The sequence below is a fragment of the Paenibacillus sp. FSL K6-3182 genome, assembly GCF_037976325.1.
Lineage (GTDB): Bacteria > Bacillota > Bacilli > Paenibacillales > Paenibacillaceae > Pristimantibacillus.
Window position 1 is genome coordinate 431,105 of sequence record NZ_CP150265.1, and the last position, 15,155, is coordinate 446,259.

The following is a 15,155-nucleotide window of genomic DNA, read 5'->3' on the forward strand; positions in this document are numbered from 1 at the left end:
CTAAGGAGCGTTCATTATGCTGGCAATTATGGATGTGCATCAGGACAACGGGGCGGATTGGTACGAGGAAGGTGAGGGGCGCATGTTATCCTTTCATCTCTCGTTAGTGACTTATGGGAAATGTGTATATTGGGTGAACGAGGAGAAGGTGATTTTGGAAAAAGGAGATTTGCTCCTTATACCGGGGCATATTCCATACTATGGTAAAAGCGTTCCAACGGTCGTCCACACGAAGTATGTGGTCAATTTTTGCAAAATCGCTTCCGAGTGCAGCCTTCCTCTGCTTCAGCTGGAAGAGCCGTTAAAGCAACGGCTCGGGCGCTTTGAAGTTATACAAGAGAGGCTGCGGGGAGTTTGGACACAATACAAAGAGAAACCGCCTTACTATGAACTCATGGCAGAGGCGCTGCTTACGGAAGCACTGGTCTATCTCAATCAAGAGAAGGATCGCGGAATGATTTCCTCGGACAAGCATCGGCGTGTTGACAGCATGAAGCAATATATTTCGACGCATTATCGCGAGAGGGTGACGAAGGAGGAGCTGGGGGATGTCATTAATACGACACCGAATTATGCGGCTACTTTGTTTAAGGCGGTTACGAACCAGACGATCAGCGAATATGTACACAATCAGCGAATGAAGACGGCGATCTACATGCTGACCGAATCGCAGCTGATGATTAGTGAAATCGCCGACTATTTAGGATATAACGATGTTTCGTATTTTTACCGTATATTCAAGCGCATTGTTGGCAGCTCGCCATCTGATTTCCTGCATGAGCGCTCTTCAACCGTTTAATTGATTTTTATCAAATTTAAAAAACTTCACTGACGGAGGATGTCAGTGAAGTTTTTTTATAATAGGGGTATTCAGATATTACAAAAGGAGTGTTTATTATGCAGACAAAAAAAGTATATCTTTATGTTTTTGATACGATGGCAGATTGGGAAGTAGGTTATTTAACTGCTGAACTTAACTCGGGGAGGTATTTTAAAAAAGAGGTAGCACCTTTAGAAGTTATTACAGTCGGCGTGGATAAAAATCCTGCTACTACAATGGGCGGATTGAAAATATTGCCTGCTATTTCTATTGAAGAGTGTAGTTTGGAAAGTACGGATGTACTCGTTCTTCCAGGCGGAGATACTTGGATGGAAGCCATTCACGAGCCTATTTTGAAAAAAGCATCAAAAGCATTAGAAGGAGGAACAGTAGTTGCAGCGATTTGTGGCGCTACAATGGGACTTGCAAAGATGGGAGCGCTCGACTCAAGAAGACATACAAGTAACGATCTCGATTATTTGAAAATGATTTGTCCTAATTATACGGGAGAAAAATATTATGAAACGGAGCCTGCAGTAACAGATGGAAACTTAATTACTGCATCAGGTATAGCCCCGCTGGAATTTACGATGCATGTACTGCAGCTGTTGGATGTTTTTGCGCCAAAAACATTACAGGCTTGGTTCAAGCTTTATCAGACTCATGAATCAAAATATTTCTTCGAATTAATGGATTCTGTATCGTAATGAATCCCGGCGCCGCCGGTTCAGGAATACCAAAGACAACGCAATGAGCGTGAGGATAATTCCAAGCACGTGAAATCCCTCGAAGCTGAACGTATCGCCCATAACGATACCTATCAGCAATGAGGAGAGGATGGTTCCAAAGTATCTGGATGTATTAAATAATCCGGATGCTACACCGATTATTTCTTTTGGAGAGCTTTGGAACAAGGATGCTTGCATCCCAACATTGTTCAGCCCGTTGCTAATGCCGAATGCAGCCAAAGCGAGACATACGCTGATAACCGGTGAATTTTGATTCAATGTGACGAGCCACACTGACCCAAGTGTCATGAGAATGGCAGATACCAGCAATGCTGGTCTTGGTCCTGATTTATCGATCCATCGTCCTGCGATTGGAGAAGTAACTAGCGAGCATAAGCCTAAGCTTAGCATGAGAATCCCGGTTTGGAACTCACTGACATGGCGCACCATTTGCAAGTAGGATGGTAGCCCGAAAAAGAGCGAGTAGTATAGTACGTTAACGAGCATGAATTCTACATTAACCCAAGTCATCGCAGGATATTTGGCGAATGTGCGCAGTGGAATAAAAGGTGACGCCGCTTTTAACTCATGTCGTACGAATGCCCCCAGCGCAGCAAGGCCGATCAGCAAGAAAATACCATTTCCGAATGAGAGATGTCCAGATGATTTGGCTGAGAGCAATGAAGCGAGCAGGGCAACCAGACCTACTGTAAAGAGCAAGATTCCTGACGCATCTATCAAATCCAACCACATACGAAAAGACATGTTCTTGGCAACGTGCACTCGCGGTTCATCCTTAGGGATAGTTCTCCAAGCTAATAGAAAGCTAGCCACCGCAAATGGAATATTGACGAAAAAGATAGCCGTCCAATCCCACGAATGAGTCAAGATCCCCCCAATAAAGGGGCCTATGGCTGCCGCTCCCGATAGAAAGATGGACAAAACAGACAGCGCAGTCGCTTGTTTCTCCGTAATATGAATGCGTACAATAGCCATTCCAACGGCAACCATCATGCTTGTTCCAATGGCTTGCACAACGCGGAACACTATGAGCCATCCGAAGTTTGGTGATAGCGGAGCTAGTAATGATGCAACGAAGGCTACAACAAGGCCGGCAAGGAAGATTTTCCTGCGCCCGAATAAATCGCTGGCCTTTCCCATAATAGGCTGAGCGATGCTGCTTGCAATGTAAAAGGAAAAAATAATCCAAGAAACACTTGTAAAATCAAGTTGGAATACATGCTGCAGACGTGGAATAGCAACTGAAACCATCGAAGAATTTAATGGGTTCAATAGTATCCCTAGACCAACGGAGATCATTAACCACCTGCTGCGAACACTCATTTTTGAATCGCCCCCAAATCGTATTAATGTCATCGTACTTGAAATCATTTATTCATTCCAACGCATTTGATGCTATAATCTCATTGACTTGAGGGAATGAATGGGGGCGCAAAATGGAACTTCTTCAACTGCAATATTTTCTTACGGTAGCTCGTTTGGAGCATATGACCGAAGCTGCACGCAATCTGCACGTTACTCAGTCTTCACTAAGCAAAACGATTGGGCGCTTGGAGGAGGATTTAGGGGTTCCCTTATTCGATCGAATAGGGAGAAATTTGCGATTGAATGAGTATGGCAGCCTATTCCTCCGCCGTGCAGAAAGGGCTTTGTTTGAATTGGAGCAGGGGAAGCAGGAGCTTAGCGATTTATCCAGCCTGGAACATAGCACGCTCAAATTAGCAGTGACCACTGCAAGCAAATTGCCCAATATCCTTCGTGAGTTTCGGAAAAAACGTCCTGATATTCAATTTCATGTGCAAATGCTCGCCACACAGGAAATGGTTACGCTTCTTGATAGAGGAGAAGTGGATTTTTGCTTGTCCTCGCCTCCTATAGAAGGGGATGATATCGAATGTCAAATCGTGTTTATCGACCCGATCCTTGTAGCTGTTCCAAAGGGGCATCGGCTGGCAGATCGAAGCAGCGTATCTTTGGCAGAGCTAAGGGATGAATGGTTTGTCGGAGTGAAAAGAGGTTACGGTACGCGCGATTTAGTTGACTCTTTATGCGAATCGATTGGATTTGTACCAAAATATGTGTATGAGGGGGATGAACCTGCAAGGCTTAGCATGCTTGTAGAGGCCGATATAGGTATAGCCTTCTTACCCAGCACGGCAAGGAATTCGCGGGAACAAATCCATTATCTCCAAATAGAGAATCGCGAATTAGTACGGGAGATAGCACTATTATGGCATAGGAATCGGTACATTTCGCGAGCTGCTCTGGAATTTCGTGAGGTCGTTGTAGCGTATTTTGAAGCGTTATCCAAACAAAGCATTTAATCGTGCTTCTCCACTAATTCATCATAAAAGGCTGCCGGCGACGGCAGCCTTCTTGTTTGCATGATCTGGCTTTTCCAAGCTAATCAGAAATATTTCGGGTATAGTATTCGATGATATCTTTACGGCGAATAATACCAAGAAAGACGCGATCGGTGTCTACGACGGGAACGAAGTTCTGATCGGCCGCCAGCGCCAGCATATCGTCCAAATCGGCGTTGATCGCGACACATTCGACTTTCATCCGTTTTTTGATAGAGACGACAGGAATTTCGTGCATCGTATCGAAGGTGAGGCCGGGTGTGGCTTTCAACTTCCATAATAAATCCCCTTCGGAAAGTGTTCCGAAATATAAGCCATTGTCGTCCAAGATCGGAATGGCTGTATAGTGGCTAGCCTCTAATTTATCTATGGCTTCTTTCATATTAGAGGATGTCATGAGGTATGAGACCTCGTTTTTTGGAAATAAAAACGATTTGATGTCCATTGAATCACGCTCCTTTGGTATATTAAAGCATATTTTGTCCGATGGTGCATGTGGAAGTGACTGGGCACGTCTAAAATGATCGAATAAAAATGCTAAAAATTATGCTTATTTCCATGAATACTTGGCTGCAGTTGACTTATTAGAACATTCGAATTACAATTTAGCCATAAATAGGCATTGACCAAAGACAAGATTACCTTATACGAGCTGTCCAGAGAGAGAGGCTAAGGCTGAGAGCTTCTCCAGCAACCGAATGTGTAATTACCCCTTTGCAGCCGTGTTATTGAACCCGCTGTTTGCATAAAGCGATTGTAAATAACACCGATTCATCCTCGTTACCGGGTGCTCAATAAGGATCTTGCTGTAACTTTAAGTCTGGCGGATAGCCAGTCATATAAAGCAGCAGATCGAATGAGGGTGGAACCACGAGCTGAACGCACTCGTCCCTTGGTGGGAGAGATGTGTTTTTTTTGCGTTCAACTACATTCGATCGGAGGCTGCATGATGAGTATTGCAATTACATTACCGAATGGAACAGTTAAGGAGTATCCACAGGGGACAACCGCCGCGCAATTGGCGGAATCAATCAGTACTGGCCTTGGCAAAAATGCAGTCGCGGGAAAAGTCGATGGCAGGCTCGTCGATCTGAACGAGCCCATCCAAGCAAGCAGCAGCGTTGAAATTATTACGCTCGATGGTGCTGATGGTTTAGCGATTTACCGTCACAGTACAGCACATGTTATGGCACAAGCTATAAAACGTATTTACGGGGAAAAGGCAGTGAAGCTCGGGATTGGTCCTGTTATTGAGGATGGTTTCTACTATGACATTGATATCGAGAAGCCGTTGTCTACAGATGATCTTGCTGCGATAGAAGCGGAGATGAGCAAGGTTATTCAAGAAAACCTGCCTATTACGCGTCGTGAAGTGAGTCGCGAGGAAGCGACAGCTTTATTCGCACAGGAGGAAGAACCGCTCAAACTGGAGTTAATTCGTGATTTGCCGGACGATTCCATTATTTCGCTGTATGAGCAAGGCGAGTTTGTTGACCTTTGCCGCGGTCCGCATTTACCTTCCACAGGACGCATCAAGGCGTTCAAGCTGCTAAGTGTAGCAGGCGCTTACTGGCGTGGCAATTCGGACAACAAAATGCTGCAGCGGATATATGGCACGTCCTTCCCGAAAAAGGCTCAGCTTGATGAGCATTTGCACCTGCTGGAGGAAGCGAAGAAGCGTGATCACCGCAAGCTTGGCAAGGAATTGGAGCTGTTCATGTTCTCAGAAGAGGCGCCGGGCATGCCGTTCTACCTTCCGAACGGCATGACAATTCGTACGGAGCTGGAGAGCCTGATTCGCGAGAAGCAGCGGCAGCGGGATTATGAGGAAGTACGCACGCCATTTATGATGAACCAGCGGATGTGGGAGCAATCGGGTCACTGGGATCATTATAAGGACAATATGTATTTTACAAATGTGGATGACACGGCTTATGCGCTAAAACCGATGAACTGCCCGGGGCATATGTTGATTTTCAAAAACAGTCTGCATTCGTATAGAGAGCTTCCGATTCGGATGTCGGAATTTGGCCAGGTTCATCGCCATGAGTACTCGGGGGCTCTGAACGGCATGATGCGGGTGCGTACGTTTTGCCAGGATGATGCACATATATTCGTGCGGCCTGATCAGATTGAAGCAGAGATTAGCCATGCAATCGCATTGATCGACCATATCTACGGCGTATTCGGTTTTGATTTCAAAATTGAGCTGTCGACTAGACCAGAGGACTCAATGGGTTCCGAGGAGCTATGGGATCAAGCGGAGCAATCGCTGCGCAGCGTACTGGACAGCCGCAATATTCAATATCGCGTAAATGAGGGCGACGGTGCATTTTATGGGCCGAAAATCGACTTTCATATCCTCGATGCTTTGAAGCGGAGCTGGCAATGCGGCACGATTCAGCTTGATTTCCAAATGCCTGAGAAATTTGATTTATCCTATATTGGCGAAGACAACCAGAAGCATCGCCCTGTCGTTATTCATCGTGCGGTATATGGATCGATTGATCGTTTTATCGGTATATTGACAGAGCATTATTCAGGAGCATTCCCATTATGGCTCGCACCTGTTCAGGTTAAGCTGCTGCCTGTCTCGGAGAAATATATCGATTATGCCTTGCAGGTGAAGGAAGCACTCGCTGAAGCGGGCATTCGCACTAAAGTGGATACTCGGAATGAGAAGCTGGGTTATAAAATTCGCGAGGCTGGCCTTGAAAAGGTGCCTTACACATTTGTACTCGGTGAGAGTGAGAAAAATGCGGGCAGCGTTGCTATTAGAAAAAGAGGCGAAGGTGATCTCGGATCACTAGCGATTGCTGAGGTTGTACAGCGGATTAAGGATGAGGTGCTGGCTAAATCGTAAGATGGCTAACGCGGCTGCAGCATGGTGCAATAAAGGAGCGACAGCTGTTCCACGTTGGAATTGGTCATCCATGGAAGAGCTAGCGCTTGAATGACAAATAAAATCGTTGACAGAAGCAATATATATAATCTATAGTAAGCTCATCGGAATTATAAGGAATTGAGCTGATTAGACGACTAAAAGCTCTTATTTCACGGAACGGCGCAAACAGCCGGCATCGTGGAATAAGAGCTTTTCTGTTTTTCTAGACATGTAATCAGCTTGAAAAACAAATAGGAAGCAGGGGAGATCATATGAAACAAAAGCTCGTATTGATTATGCTGACACTGGTATTAACCGCTGTGCTTGCCGCGTGCGGCAACAAATCAGAATCCAAAGGTGCAGAGGGAGAAGGAGAGAAAGCAAAGCTTAAGGTAGGCATTTCGGCAGGCGTTGAGGAAGAGATTTGGAAGCAGGTGCAGGAAGTTGCGGCTAAGGATAACCTTGATATTGAGCTTGTTGTATTCAATGACTATGTACAGCCGAATAAAGTGCTGGCGGAAGGCGAGCTTGATGCGAATGCATTCCAGCATGAGCCGTATCTCGATCAATTCAAGAAGGATAACAACCTTGATTTGGTGAAGATCGCGAACACGCTTAATTTTCCAATCGGCTTCTACTCCAAAAAAATCAAAGACGTTTCTGAAATAAAGGAAGGCGATGTTATCGGCCTGCCTAATGATCCGACGAATGGCGCACGCGCGTTGATCCTATTTGAAAATGCTGGACTGATCAAATTAAAAGAAGGCGTTGGCATTAAAGCGACTGTTCGTGACATCGCAGAAAACAAGCTCAAATTGAAATTTGAGGAGCTGGATGCAGCATTCATTCCGAAAGCGCTTGGCGATCTGACGGCGGCAGTAATCAACACCAACTATGCGGTAGAAGCGGGTTTTGTGCCAACGAAGGATGCCATTTTTATTGAGCCAAAGGATTCTCCTTGGGTAAATATTATTGCAGTAAGAACCGAGGACAAGGATAAGCCGGTATTCCAAAGATTGATTAAGGCTTATCATTCCGACCAAGTCAAGAAATTCGTAGAAGAAAAATACGGCACGTACATTGTCGCTTCTTGGTAGCTCGAAAATAGACCTTGGTCTCTTCTTAGATGAAGAGACCTTTTTAACATTTTAGCAGAGGCGGGGTTGTACAGTGATCTGGATCGAAAATGTCAGCAAAACGTATCAACAGGGCAAACAGAACATCCATGCAATTAAGGACGCGAATCTGCATATTCGTAAAGGGGAAATTTTCGGCATTATCGGCTACAGCGGAGCAGGCAAAAGTACGCTTCTGCGCTGCATCAACTATTTGGAGCGGCCGACTGCTGGCAGTATACGTATAAACAACACGGATCTGGCATCGCTTAGCGAGCAGGAACTGCGCATTATGCGGCGGAAAATCGGGATGATTTTTCAAAACTTCAACTTGCTTATGTCGAGTACCGTCTATGAGAATATAGCCGCTCCGCTCGTGCTTGCAGGTGCCCCCAAAAAACAAATTGAAGCAAGGGTAAACGAATTGCTGAAGCTTGTGGATCTTGCGGATAAAAGTGACAGCTACCCCGCTCAATTGTCTGGAGGGCAGAAGCAGCGTGTGGCGATCGCAAGGGCACTTGCCAACGAGCCGGAAATCTTGTTATGCGATGAAGCGACATCAGCACTTGATCCGCAGACGACCGATTCAATCCTGCATTTGCTGCTCGACATTCATCGTTCCTATGGAATTACGATTGTGTTGATTACCCATGAGATGTATGTATTGAAAAAGATATGCGATCGAGCAGCCGTTATGGAGAACGGCATCATTGTAGAGCAGGGCTCTATTTTGGAGCTGTTTACGAAACCGCAAACGGATACGACCAAAAAATTTACGAAAAGCGTGTTTGATGCGGATTTGCCGCAGGAGCTGCTTTACAAAGCCAACCACCCTGCAGAGCCAAAACATCTGCTTCGCATCTCCTTCATTGGCGATACGGTAAGCGAGCCTATACTCGCAGATTTGACGCTGCGCTATCAGCTTCGGCCAAGCATTTTGTACGGAAATATAACGAAAATTAAAGATACCGTATTTGGTTTTCTCTTAATTAGTCTGCCGGGCGAATCGACTGCCATAGAAGAAGGAATTGCATACATGGTACAAAACGGAATGCAGGTGGAGGTGCTTAAGCATGCTGGATAGCTTCTTCAGAAGCCTCGCCGAGAACCATGATCTATACACAGAAGCGCTAGGGGAAACGGCGGCGATGGTTGTCTATTCCTTGTTTTTCTCCACTATTATTGGCTTGTTTCTGGGCATTTGCCTAGTCGTGCTGCGCCCAAATCATATTTATGAGAACAAGGTGCTCTATCATCTGTTAAACGCAGTCATCAATGTGCTGCGGTCTGTCCCGTTCATCATTATTTTAATAGCGATCATTCCCATTACGAAATGGATTGTGCATACGACAATCGGGGTGAGAGGAGCAATCGTTCCGCTTGTCTTTTATACTGCGCCTTATATTGCGAGGCTTATCGAATCGGCTTTGCTGGAGGTAAATCCCGGTGTGATTGAAGCATTTCAAGCGATGGGAGCTTCGCGCCGGCAAATCATTTGGCGGGTTATTTTGAAGGAAGCAAGACCTGGAATCGTGCTTGGTTTAACCATCGCAACGATTGGATTAATCGGCGCAACAGCGATGGCGGGTGTACTTGGCGCAGGCGGTTTAGGGGATGTGGCGATTAGGTACGGCTACCAGCGCTGGGAGCCCGACGTGATGTACGTTTGCGTCATTATTCTTATTTTGCTCGTGCAGCTGATGCAGTCAGCGGGAAATCGCATATCGAAGAAGCTGCGCAAGCATTAGTTGAGACGTTTTAGCGGCCTGCCCACATTCTGCGAATGAACTCCTGAAATAATCGGGAGTTTTTTTTTCGTTTATCCATCCTGCGATTGCAAACCATTTCGCAGCTTTAACGGCTTTTTTATAAGCTGCTTGTATGGTACTATCGATGGGCAATAAAAGAAAGCGCTTCATTATAGCTTGCGTTAAAATAGAAATGAGGACAACTGGGGAACGAGGGGATACGGTGTTCAGATCGCTTGATAAGAAAATGAAAATTATTTTGCTATCGGTCATTGTTTTATATGTAATCTTGTCCAGCATGCTCGTATTTCGGACCATGGAGAACAGAAGCTCGGAAATGCAGCGTCAGCTTTCCCTTCAATATACAGGCCAGCAGCACAAAAACGCCCAGCTGTTTATGAAATGGATGGAGGAAATGGCTAGTTTGGTGACAAACAATACAGCCGTTCATGCTTCCCTCTCAAGCAGCGAATATGACAATACCATTCCGCCGATATTGGACGGCATGATTTCATCCAACCTCTATATTTTAGATATGGTGATGTACGGGAATAGCGGCAGCGTGTACGCATCAAGCAATGTATCGGCGATACGCTCGTTCCAGGAGACCCAGAAGCTTCCCGAATATACGAAGTTTTTAAGCTCAGATTTAACGTCCGAATGGATTGTACAAGCTTCGAGCTCGCTCGTGTACAAGAACACAGATCCACGCAGAAAGCTGGTTTATGTGGCCAAAATCATCGATACAAACGAGAAGATAACGGGTCTGCTTCTCATGAATGTGGATTTGAAAAAGATGAGCAGCTTCTATCATGCCGACGATCCTGAATTGTATGGCCGTCATCCTACCTATATTATTACGCATGATCATGCGATTTTGAATGCAAATGGCTTGCAGGAAGAGCCTAACGATGTGATTTGGGAAACGCTGCAGGAGGATACACAAGAAGAAGCGAATGAGGAAATGACGATCAATCAGACGGCAGAGGGCATTGTTTTGTTATATCGCTTGTATCATTCCGATGATCGAATCGCGATTCTAATCTCAGGCGAGCCGATCAAAAGCGAACTCCGACTGCTAAGAAATACGCTGATCGGAGTTGGCGCTTTTATTTTGGCACTATTTTTTATACTGATTAAGCGGCTGTCTCGCAGCATTCTAGATCCATTAAAGGATTTGTACAAAAAAATGCGCAGACATCATGAGATTTGATCTAAGCTGAGGCGAATCCGAATAAGGGCAGTCGTTCCTTTTCCGGGTTCGCTCGTTATCGTGAGTCCCGATTCCTTGCCGTATTCGAGCTTAATCCTCTCGTCAACGTTTCTCAGGCCGTAACCGCTTTGAAACAACACATTTTTGTCGGTGCTTTGAATGTTGGATTTGCTTTTAAACCCTACCCCGTCGTCCTTAATTTCAAAATAAAGATAGGTCTCGTCTCGCCAGCTTTTAACCTCGACTAATCCTTTTCCTTGTTTCTCACTCATGCCATGTTTAATGGCGTTCTCCACTAATGGCTGAAGAATAAGCTTCAAGATGCGAATTTTCCGAAGCGGCTCCGGGATATCGTAGGTGACATCATATTTGTCTGGAAAACGCATCAGCTCAACGGTTACAAAGCTTTTTACCAGCCGAATCTCTTCCTCAACGGGAATATGCTTGTCCCCTTTATGCAGGCTGATTCGGAAGAAGGTTGCTAACGCAGAAATCATTCTCTCGATTTCAGGTTGTTTTTTCAGCCTGGCCGTCCAAGTGATCGCATCGAGCGTATTGTACAAAAAATGCGGATTGATTTGCGATTGCAAAGCGGTTAGCTCCATCACTCGCTGCTTTTCCTTTTCCTCATTGTTCTCGTGAATGAGGTTGTTAATTCGGTCGATCATCGTGTAATAGCTGTTTTCAAGCTCACTAATTTCATCGCTCGGTTTATTTCGATCATTCATGAGCTGCAGCCCGGACTTTCCTATCGCACCCAGCTTCTTTGTCAAATTGAAGACAGGCTCGGTAATTTTGGACGCCAAATAAAAAGACAGAGCTAAGAGACCAACAAAAACGAGCAAAGCGAAAAACAGCGCATTTCGGTTTCCTTCCGTAATCGCGGCAAACAATTGTGGCCGCGATACAACGGAAACAAGCTTCCAGCTGACGCCGAATCGGTTCAGGCGGTCGCTCAGCGGATATGTGCTCAAAACATAGTTTTCATGCCCCGATGATACGTTGCGATAACCTGCCGTTTCGCCGGGATGGAACGAATCCGATTCCAGAAGAGTATTGCCGACCACCCGTTTATCGGGATGTGAAATCACTTCATTAGTGACCGAGGCAATATAGGAATAGCCTAGCCCCTCAAACGCTGGCTTATAAAGATTAAACAGCGAAGATTCCTTCACATAGACGAGAATGGTTCCGATGTTTTGGCCTGTATTGAAATTGCGATATTTTTGTCCGAAAACGATATAGGCGTCACCTTTAGCGTTATGCTTCACCTTACCGATAACAGGTAAAATAGATTCCTCGATTTTGGATAGCAGCAGGTCATCCGGATCTTCAAAAATTTCCGTATCGGCGACATATCGGTAACGGGTGCCTTCCTTTGTAATGATCACCACGTCGCCGATCAGCTCGTTCTTGGCGACGATGCCTTCCATCAGCGAACGAATACGCGTTTTTTTCTCATCCTCTGCAATGGACGAGTCGCCGATCAGGCGGTAAATGTCCGTATTGACGAGGAAACGGAGTGAAAGCATTTGGATATCATCGACGATCAGCTCTAAGCTGAGTCCAATCTCTTTTTGAATATTGCCAATGTGATTGTACAAATTGTTTTTGAGATACGTGTGCGCGTAAATGTTGAACACACCCAGCATCAAAGTGAGATGCAGCGTCAATCCGGCGATGATGACAAAGACGATTCGGGTTCTAATGTTCATTTTACGCAAAATAGAGGACGACTTGTCGCTGCGATCCTGCTTATTGTTGATATTTGGCATATTCGCTAGGAGACATCCCGGTCATTTTGCGGAAAATTTGGCTGAAATATTTGGAATCGCCGAAGCCAACATGCAGACCGACCTCATAAACCCGGTAGGAGGAGTAGCGCAGCAAACGCTTAGCCTCATCGATGCGATATTCCGTCAGGCATTCATAAAACGTTTTGTTCAGATCCTTCCTAAACAAATGCATCAGATGAGTTGGGCTGACATGAACCTTCTCGGCAACCATGTCGGCTGTAATGTTATCTGCATAATGAAGTCTAATATAGGCGAGTGCGTCCCGAACCTCGCGTCTTGAGCCTGAACGTTCATTTTCTGATTCGAATAAAACGCCGCCTAATCCAGAGATGGATTTGCGTGCCGCCTCGCGTGCTTTCACAAACGCAGTGTGTATGCCCGCATAGCGGTCAGCTGCTTCAGTGAAGCCAACCGTCAGTTGGAAGCCGGCGGAGTCTTTTATTTCATTAATGACAGCGTAACCAAAAGTGTACATGGTGGAAGCAAAATCGGTGATTGGCAGGCTCGAAGCTGCGATGACTGTCCATTCTGTCGGTGCACTTTGCAAAACAGCTATAGTGCTCACTGAATGGTTGTTTAAGATCTGGCGAATTTGCTGTTCAATTGCTGACCATTTGGATTGATCAACAAAATCTATCGCTGTAACGGTGTCTGGAATGATAGAGATGACAGCAGCAATCAGCTTATTCTCAGGCGCAATCGCGATACTCAGCCAATCATATTTCTCCTGAATCAAATTGGTGTCAGAGAGTCGCCCGTAAAATAAATCAAGCCAAAATTGCGAGGAGATGGCGCTCTCTTCTTTTTTATATTTTTGAAATTGCATCCGATTTGCTCGTTTTTCAATCGTTTGCCGCCCAATTTGCTGGACCGTTTCTGCCAGCTCATCGATATTTACCGGCTTAAGCAGATAACTGGCTGCGCCATGGCGAAGCGCCTCCTGGGCATACTGAAACTCATCGTATCCACTGAGCACAATAACGCCGCAATGCAGATTATGCTCTTTTATTTTCTCCAAAAACTCCAGCCCGTTCATATAAGGCATACGCACATCAGTCACAATGACATCCGGCTGATGAAGCAGTGCGAGCTCCAGCCCTTCCACGCCATTGCTTGCATCTCCAATAATCTCTACCCCATATTCGGCCCAATCGATGGTCTCGCGGATTCCTGTGCGAACTAAATATTCGTCGTCGACGATAAGCGCTTTCAACATGGTGTCCGACTCCCCCATAACCCATTGTTGTCGATCCATTTTATTATAATATATCGTCCTTATTTCGTCAGTGCCATGGAAGGTTCCGACAGAATAATCCACCCTTTCGCAGGATAACAACCTACTGGCAAATCTTTTTACTGTGCTACCATGAGCTAAAGCAGCGATTGTCATGAAGAAGGGAGAACAACGTTAGCAGCAATCGGCGCTTATATTTCACACCATGTCAAACCATTTCGCAGGGTTGAAGGATGTCGCTCTTCGCAAGGAAGCGTTATCATTTTAATTAAATACATCATTTAGGAAAGGAAGCCAACATGAGCGTAAACGCCGGTACACCCACGTATACTCCTAAGCAGAAAAAATCGACTTTTTTTATGTATTGGATGAAGGAATGGTCCTCGTGGCTTTTAATTATTCCTACGCTGCTTTTTTTCTTTTTCTTTTCATGGCAGCCGTTATTGTCAGGCATTTGGTTATCCTTTTTTAAGACAAAGGGATTTAAAGCGGAGTCATTTGTCGGGCTGCAAAATTATATCGATGTCATTACCAATTCGGTATTCCAGCAAACCTTGATCAATACGTTTATGTACGTTTTTTGGTCTCTTGTTATTGGATTCGTCATTCCGATCGTCGTTGCTGTCATGATTAATGAAATGCGGCATTGGAGCTCTTTTTTCCGGTTTTCGGCTTTTTTCCCAAGCATGATTCCGGGAATTGCAGCATCGATGCTGTGGATGTTCCTCTTTGAGCCAAGCGAGAACGGTTTGGTCAATAAAATAATAGGCATGTTCGGTATTCACCCGCAGGGGTGGCTGCAGGACCCAAGCTTGACGATTATTACAATTGTGCTCACGATCACATGGAGAAGCTTCGGGGCAACAACGCTTCTATTTCTAGCCAGTTTACAGGGTGTGAATAGTGAGTTGTATGAGGCGGCTTCAATTGATGGAGCCGGCATATGGCGAAAATTTTGGAACATTACGCTACCGCAAATTTCACCTTTAATCGGTTTAACGCTGATTTTGCAAATTAGCGGCGTATTCCAAATTTTCAATGAGCCTCTCGTTTTGACAGAGGGCGGCCCTAATAATGCGTCTATGACTTTGCAGCTGCAAAGCTACTTCTATGCCTTCCGTTATTTCGAGGCGGGTCATTCGGTGGCACTGGGCGTCATTACCTTTATGATTTTGATGGTTATGACCGTCTACTATTTCAAATTGCAGAAAAAATGGGACAAGGAGTAAGGAG

The 15,155-nt window shown here is 45.4% G+C and carries 13 protein-coding genes; 9 read left to right on the forward strand and 4 right to left on the reverse strand.

Going from position 1 to position 15,155, the window contains the following annotated elements:
* The first annotated feature begins 16 nt into the window (after positions 1-16).
* Both MHH56_RS01995 and MHH56_RS02000 read left to right on the forward strand, forming a co-directional pair.
* Positions 17-799 carry an AraC family transcriptional regulator gene (locus MHH56_RS01995; RefSeq protein WP_339206248.1) on the forward strand — a complete coding sequence of 261 codons (783 nt, stop codon included), beginning with the start codon at positions 17-19 and terminating at the stop codon, positions 797-799.
* Between the two features lie 98 nt (positions 800-897).
* The gene (locus MHH56_RS02000) at positions 898-1,527 is read left to right on the forward strand and encodes a type 1 glutamine amidotransferase family protein (RefSeq protein WP_339206250.1); all 630 of its coding nucleotides are present in this window, start codon (positions 898-900) and stop codon (positions 1,525-1,527) included.
* On the opposite strand, the gene MHH56_RS02005 is transcribed toward MHH56_RS02000, so the two are convergent.
* Positions 1,507-2,892, reverse strand: coding sequence for an MFS transporter (locus MHH56_RS02005; protein WP_339209462.1), 1,386 nt, complete (start codon positions 2,890-2,892; stop codon positions 1,507-1,509). The genes MHH56_RS02000 and MHH56_RS02005 overlap by 21 nt on opposite strands.
* A 113-nt stretch (positions 2,893-3,005) precedes the next feature.
* Here MHH56_RS02005 and MHH56_RS02010 point away from each other — a divergent pair, with 113 nt between their 5' ends.
* Entirely contained in the window at positions 3,006-3,893 is an 888-nt protein-coding gene (locus tag MHH56_RS02010) for a LysR substrate-binding domain-containing protein (protein WP_339206252.1), read from the forward strand.
* A 79-nt stretch (positions 3,894-3,972) separates the two neighbouring features.
* Here the strand turns inward: MHH56_RS02010 and MHH56_RS02015 are convergent, their stop codons facing one another.
* Positions 3,973-4,377 carry a CBS domain-containing protein gene (locus MHH56_RS02015; RefSeq protein WP_076268557.1) on the reverse strand — a complete coding sequence of 135 codons (405 nt, stop codon included), beginning with the start codon at positions 4,375-4,377 and terminating at the stop codon, positions 3,973-3,975.
* A gap of 504 nt (positions 4,378-4,881) precedes the next feature.
* Here MHH56_RS02015 and thrS point away from each other — a divergent pair.
* The 5 genes from thrS (at position 4,882) to MHH56_RS02040 (ending at position 10,892) form a co-directional block, all read left to right on the forward strand.
* The gene (gene thrS / locus MHH56_RS02020; RefSeq protein ID WP_339209463.1) at positions 4,882-6,795 is read left to right on the forward strand and encodes a threonine--tRNA ligase; all 1,914 of its coding nucleotides are present in this window, start codon (positions 4,882-4,884) and stop codon (positions 6,793-6,795) included.
* 293 nt (positions 6,796-7,088) lie between these two features.
* Complete coding sequence (locus tag MHH56_RS02025; RefSeq protein ID WP_339206254.1) at positions 7,089-7,913, forward strand: MetQ/NlpA family ABC transporter substrate-binding protein; 825 nt, start codon at positions 7,089-7,091, stop codon at positions 7,911-7,913.
* Positions 7,914-7,986: 73 nt separating this feature from the next.
* A complete protein-coding gene (locus MHH56_RS02030; RefSeq protein WP_339206255.1) occupies positions 7,987-9,015 on the forward strand; it encodes a methionine ABC transporter ATP-binding protein in 1,029 nt (342 codons plus the stop codon).
* The gene (locus tag MHH56_RS02035) at positions 9,005-9,679 is read left to right on the forward strand and encodes a methionine ABC transporter permease (RefSeq protein ID WP_339206257.1); all 675 of its coding nucleotides are present in this window, start codon (positions 9,005-9,007) and stop codon (positions 9,677-9,679) included. Before MHH56_RS02030 ends, MHH56_RS02035 begins: the two co-directional genes overlap by 11 nt.
* Positions 9,680-9,872: 193 nt before the next feature.
* Positions 9,873-10,892 (forward strand): cache domain-containing protein, encoded by a 1,020-nt coding sequence (locus tag MHH56_RS02040; protein WP_339206258.1) that lies wholly within the window; start codon positions 9,873-9,875, stop codon positions 10,890-10,892.
* On the opposite strand, the gene MHH56_RS02045 is transcribed toward MHH56_RS02040, so the two are convergent.
* Positions 10,880-12,667: a sensor histidine kinase gene (locus MHH56_RS02045; RefSeq protein ID WP_339206261.1), complete on the reverse strand. Its 1,788-nt coding sequence runs from the start codon at positions 12,665-12,667 to the stop codon at positions 10,880-10,882. The two genes, MHH56_RS02040 and MHH56_RS02045, sit on opposite strands and share 13 nt — an antisense overlap.
* Positions 12,648-13,943 (reverse strand): response regulator, encoded by a 1,296-nt coding sequence (locus MHH56_RS02050; RefSeq protein WP_339206263.1) that lies wholly within the window; start codon positions 13,941-13,943, stop codon positions 12,648-12,650. The genes MHH56_RS02045 and MHH56_RS02050 overlap by 20 nt, the downstream gene beginning before the upstream one ends.
* Before the next feature lie 278 nt (positions 13,944-14,221).
* On the opposite strand from MHH56_RS02050, the gene MHH56_RS02055 reads away from it, so the two are divergent.
* The gene (locus tag MHH56_RS02055) at positions 14,222-15,151 is read left to right on the forward strand and encodes a sugar ABC transporter permease (protein ID WP_339206265.1); all 930 of its coding nucleotides are present in this window, start codon (positions 14,222-14,224) and stop codon (positions 15,149-15,151) included.
* Positions 15,152-15,155 lie beyond the last annotated feature (4 nt).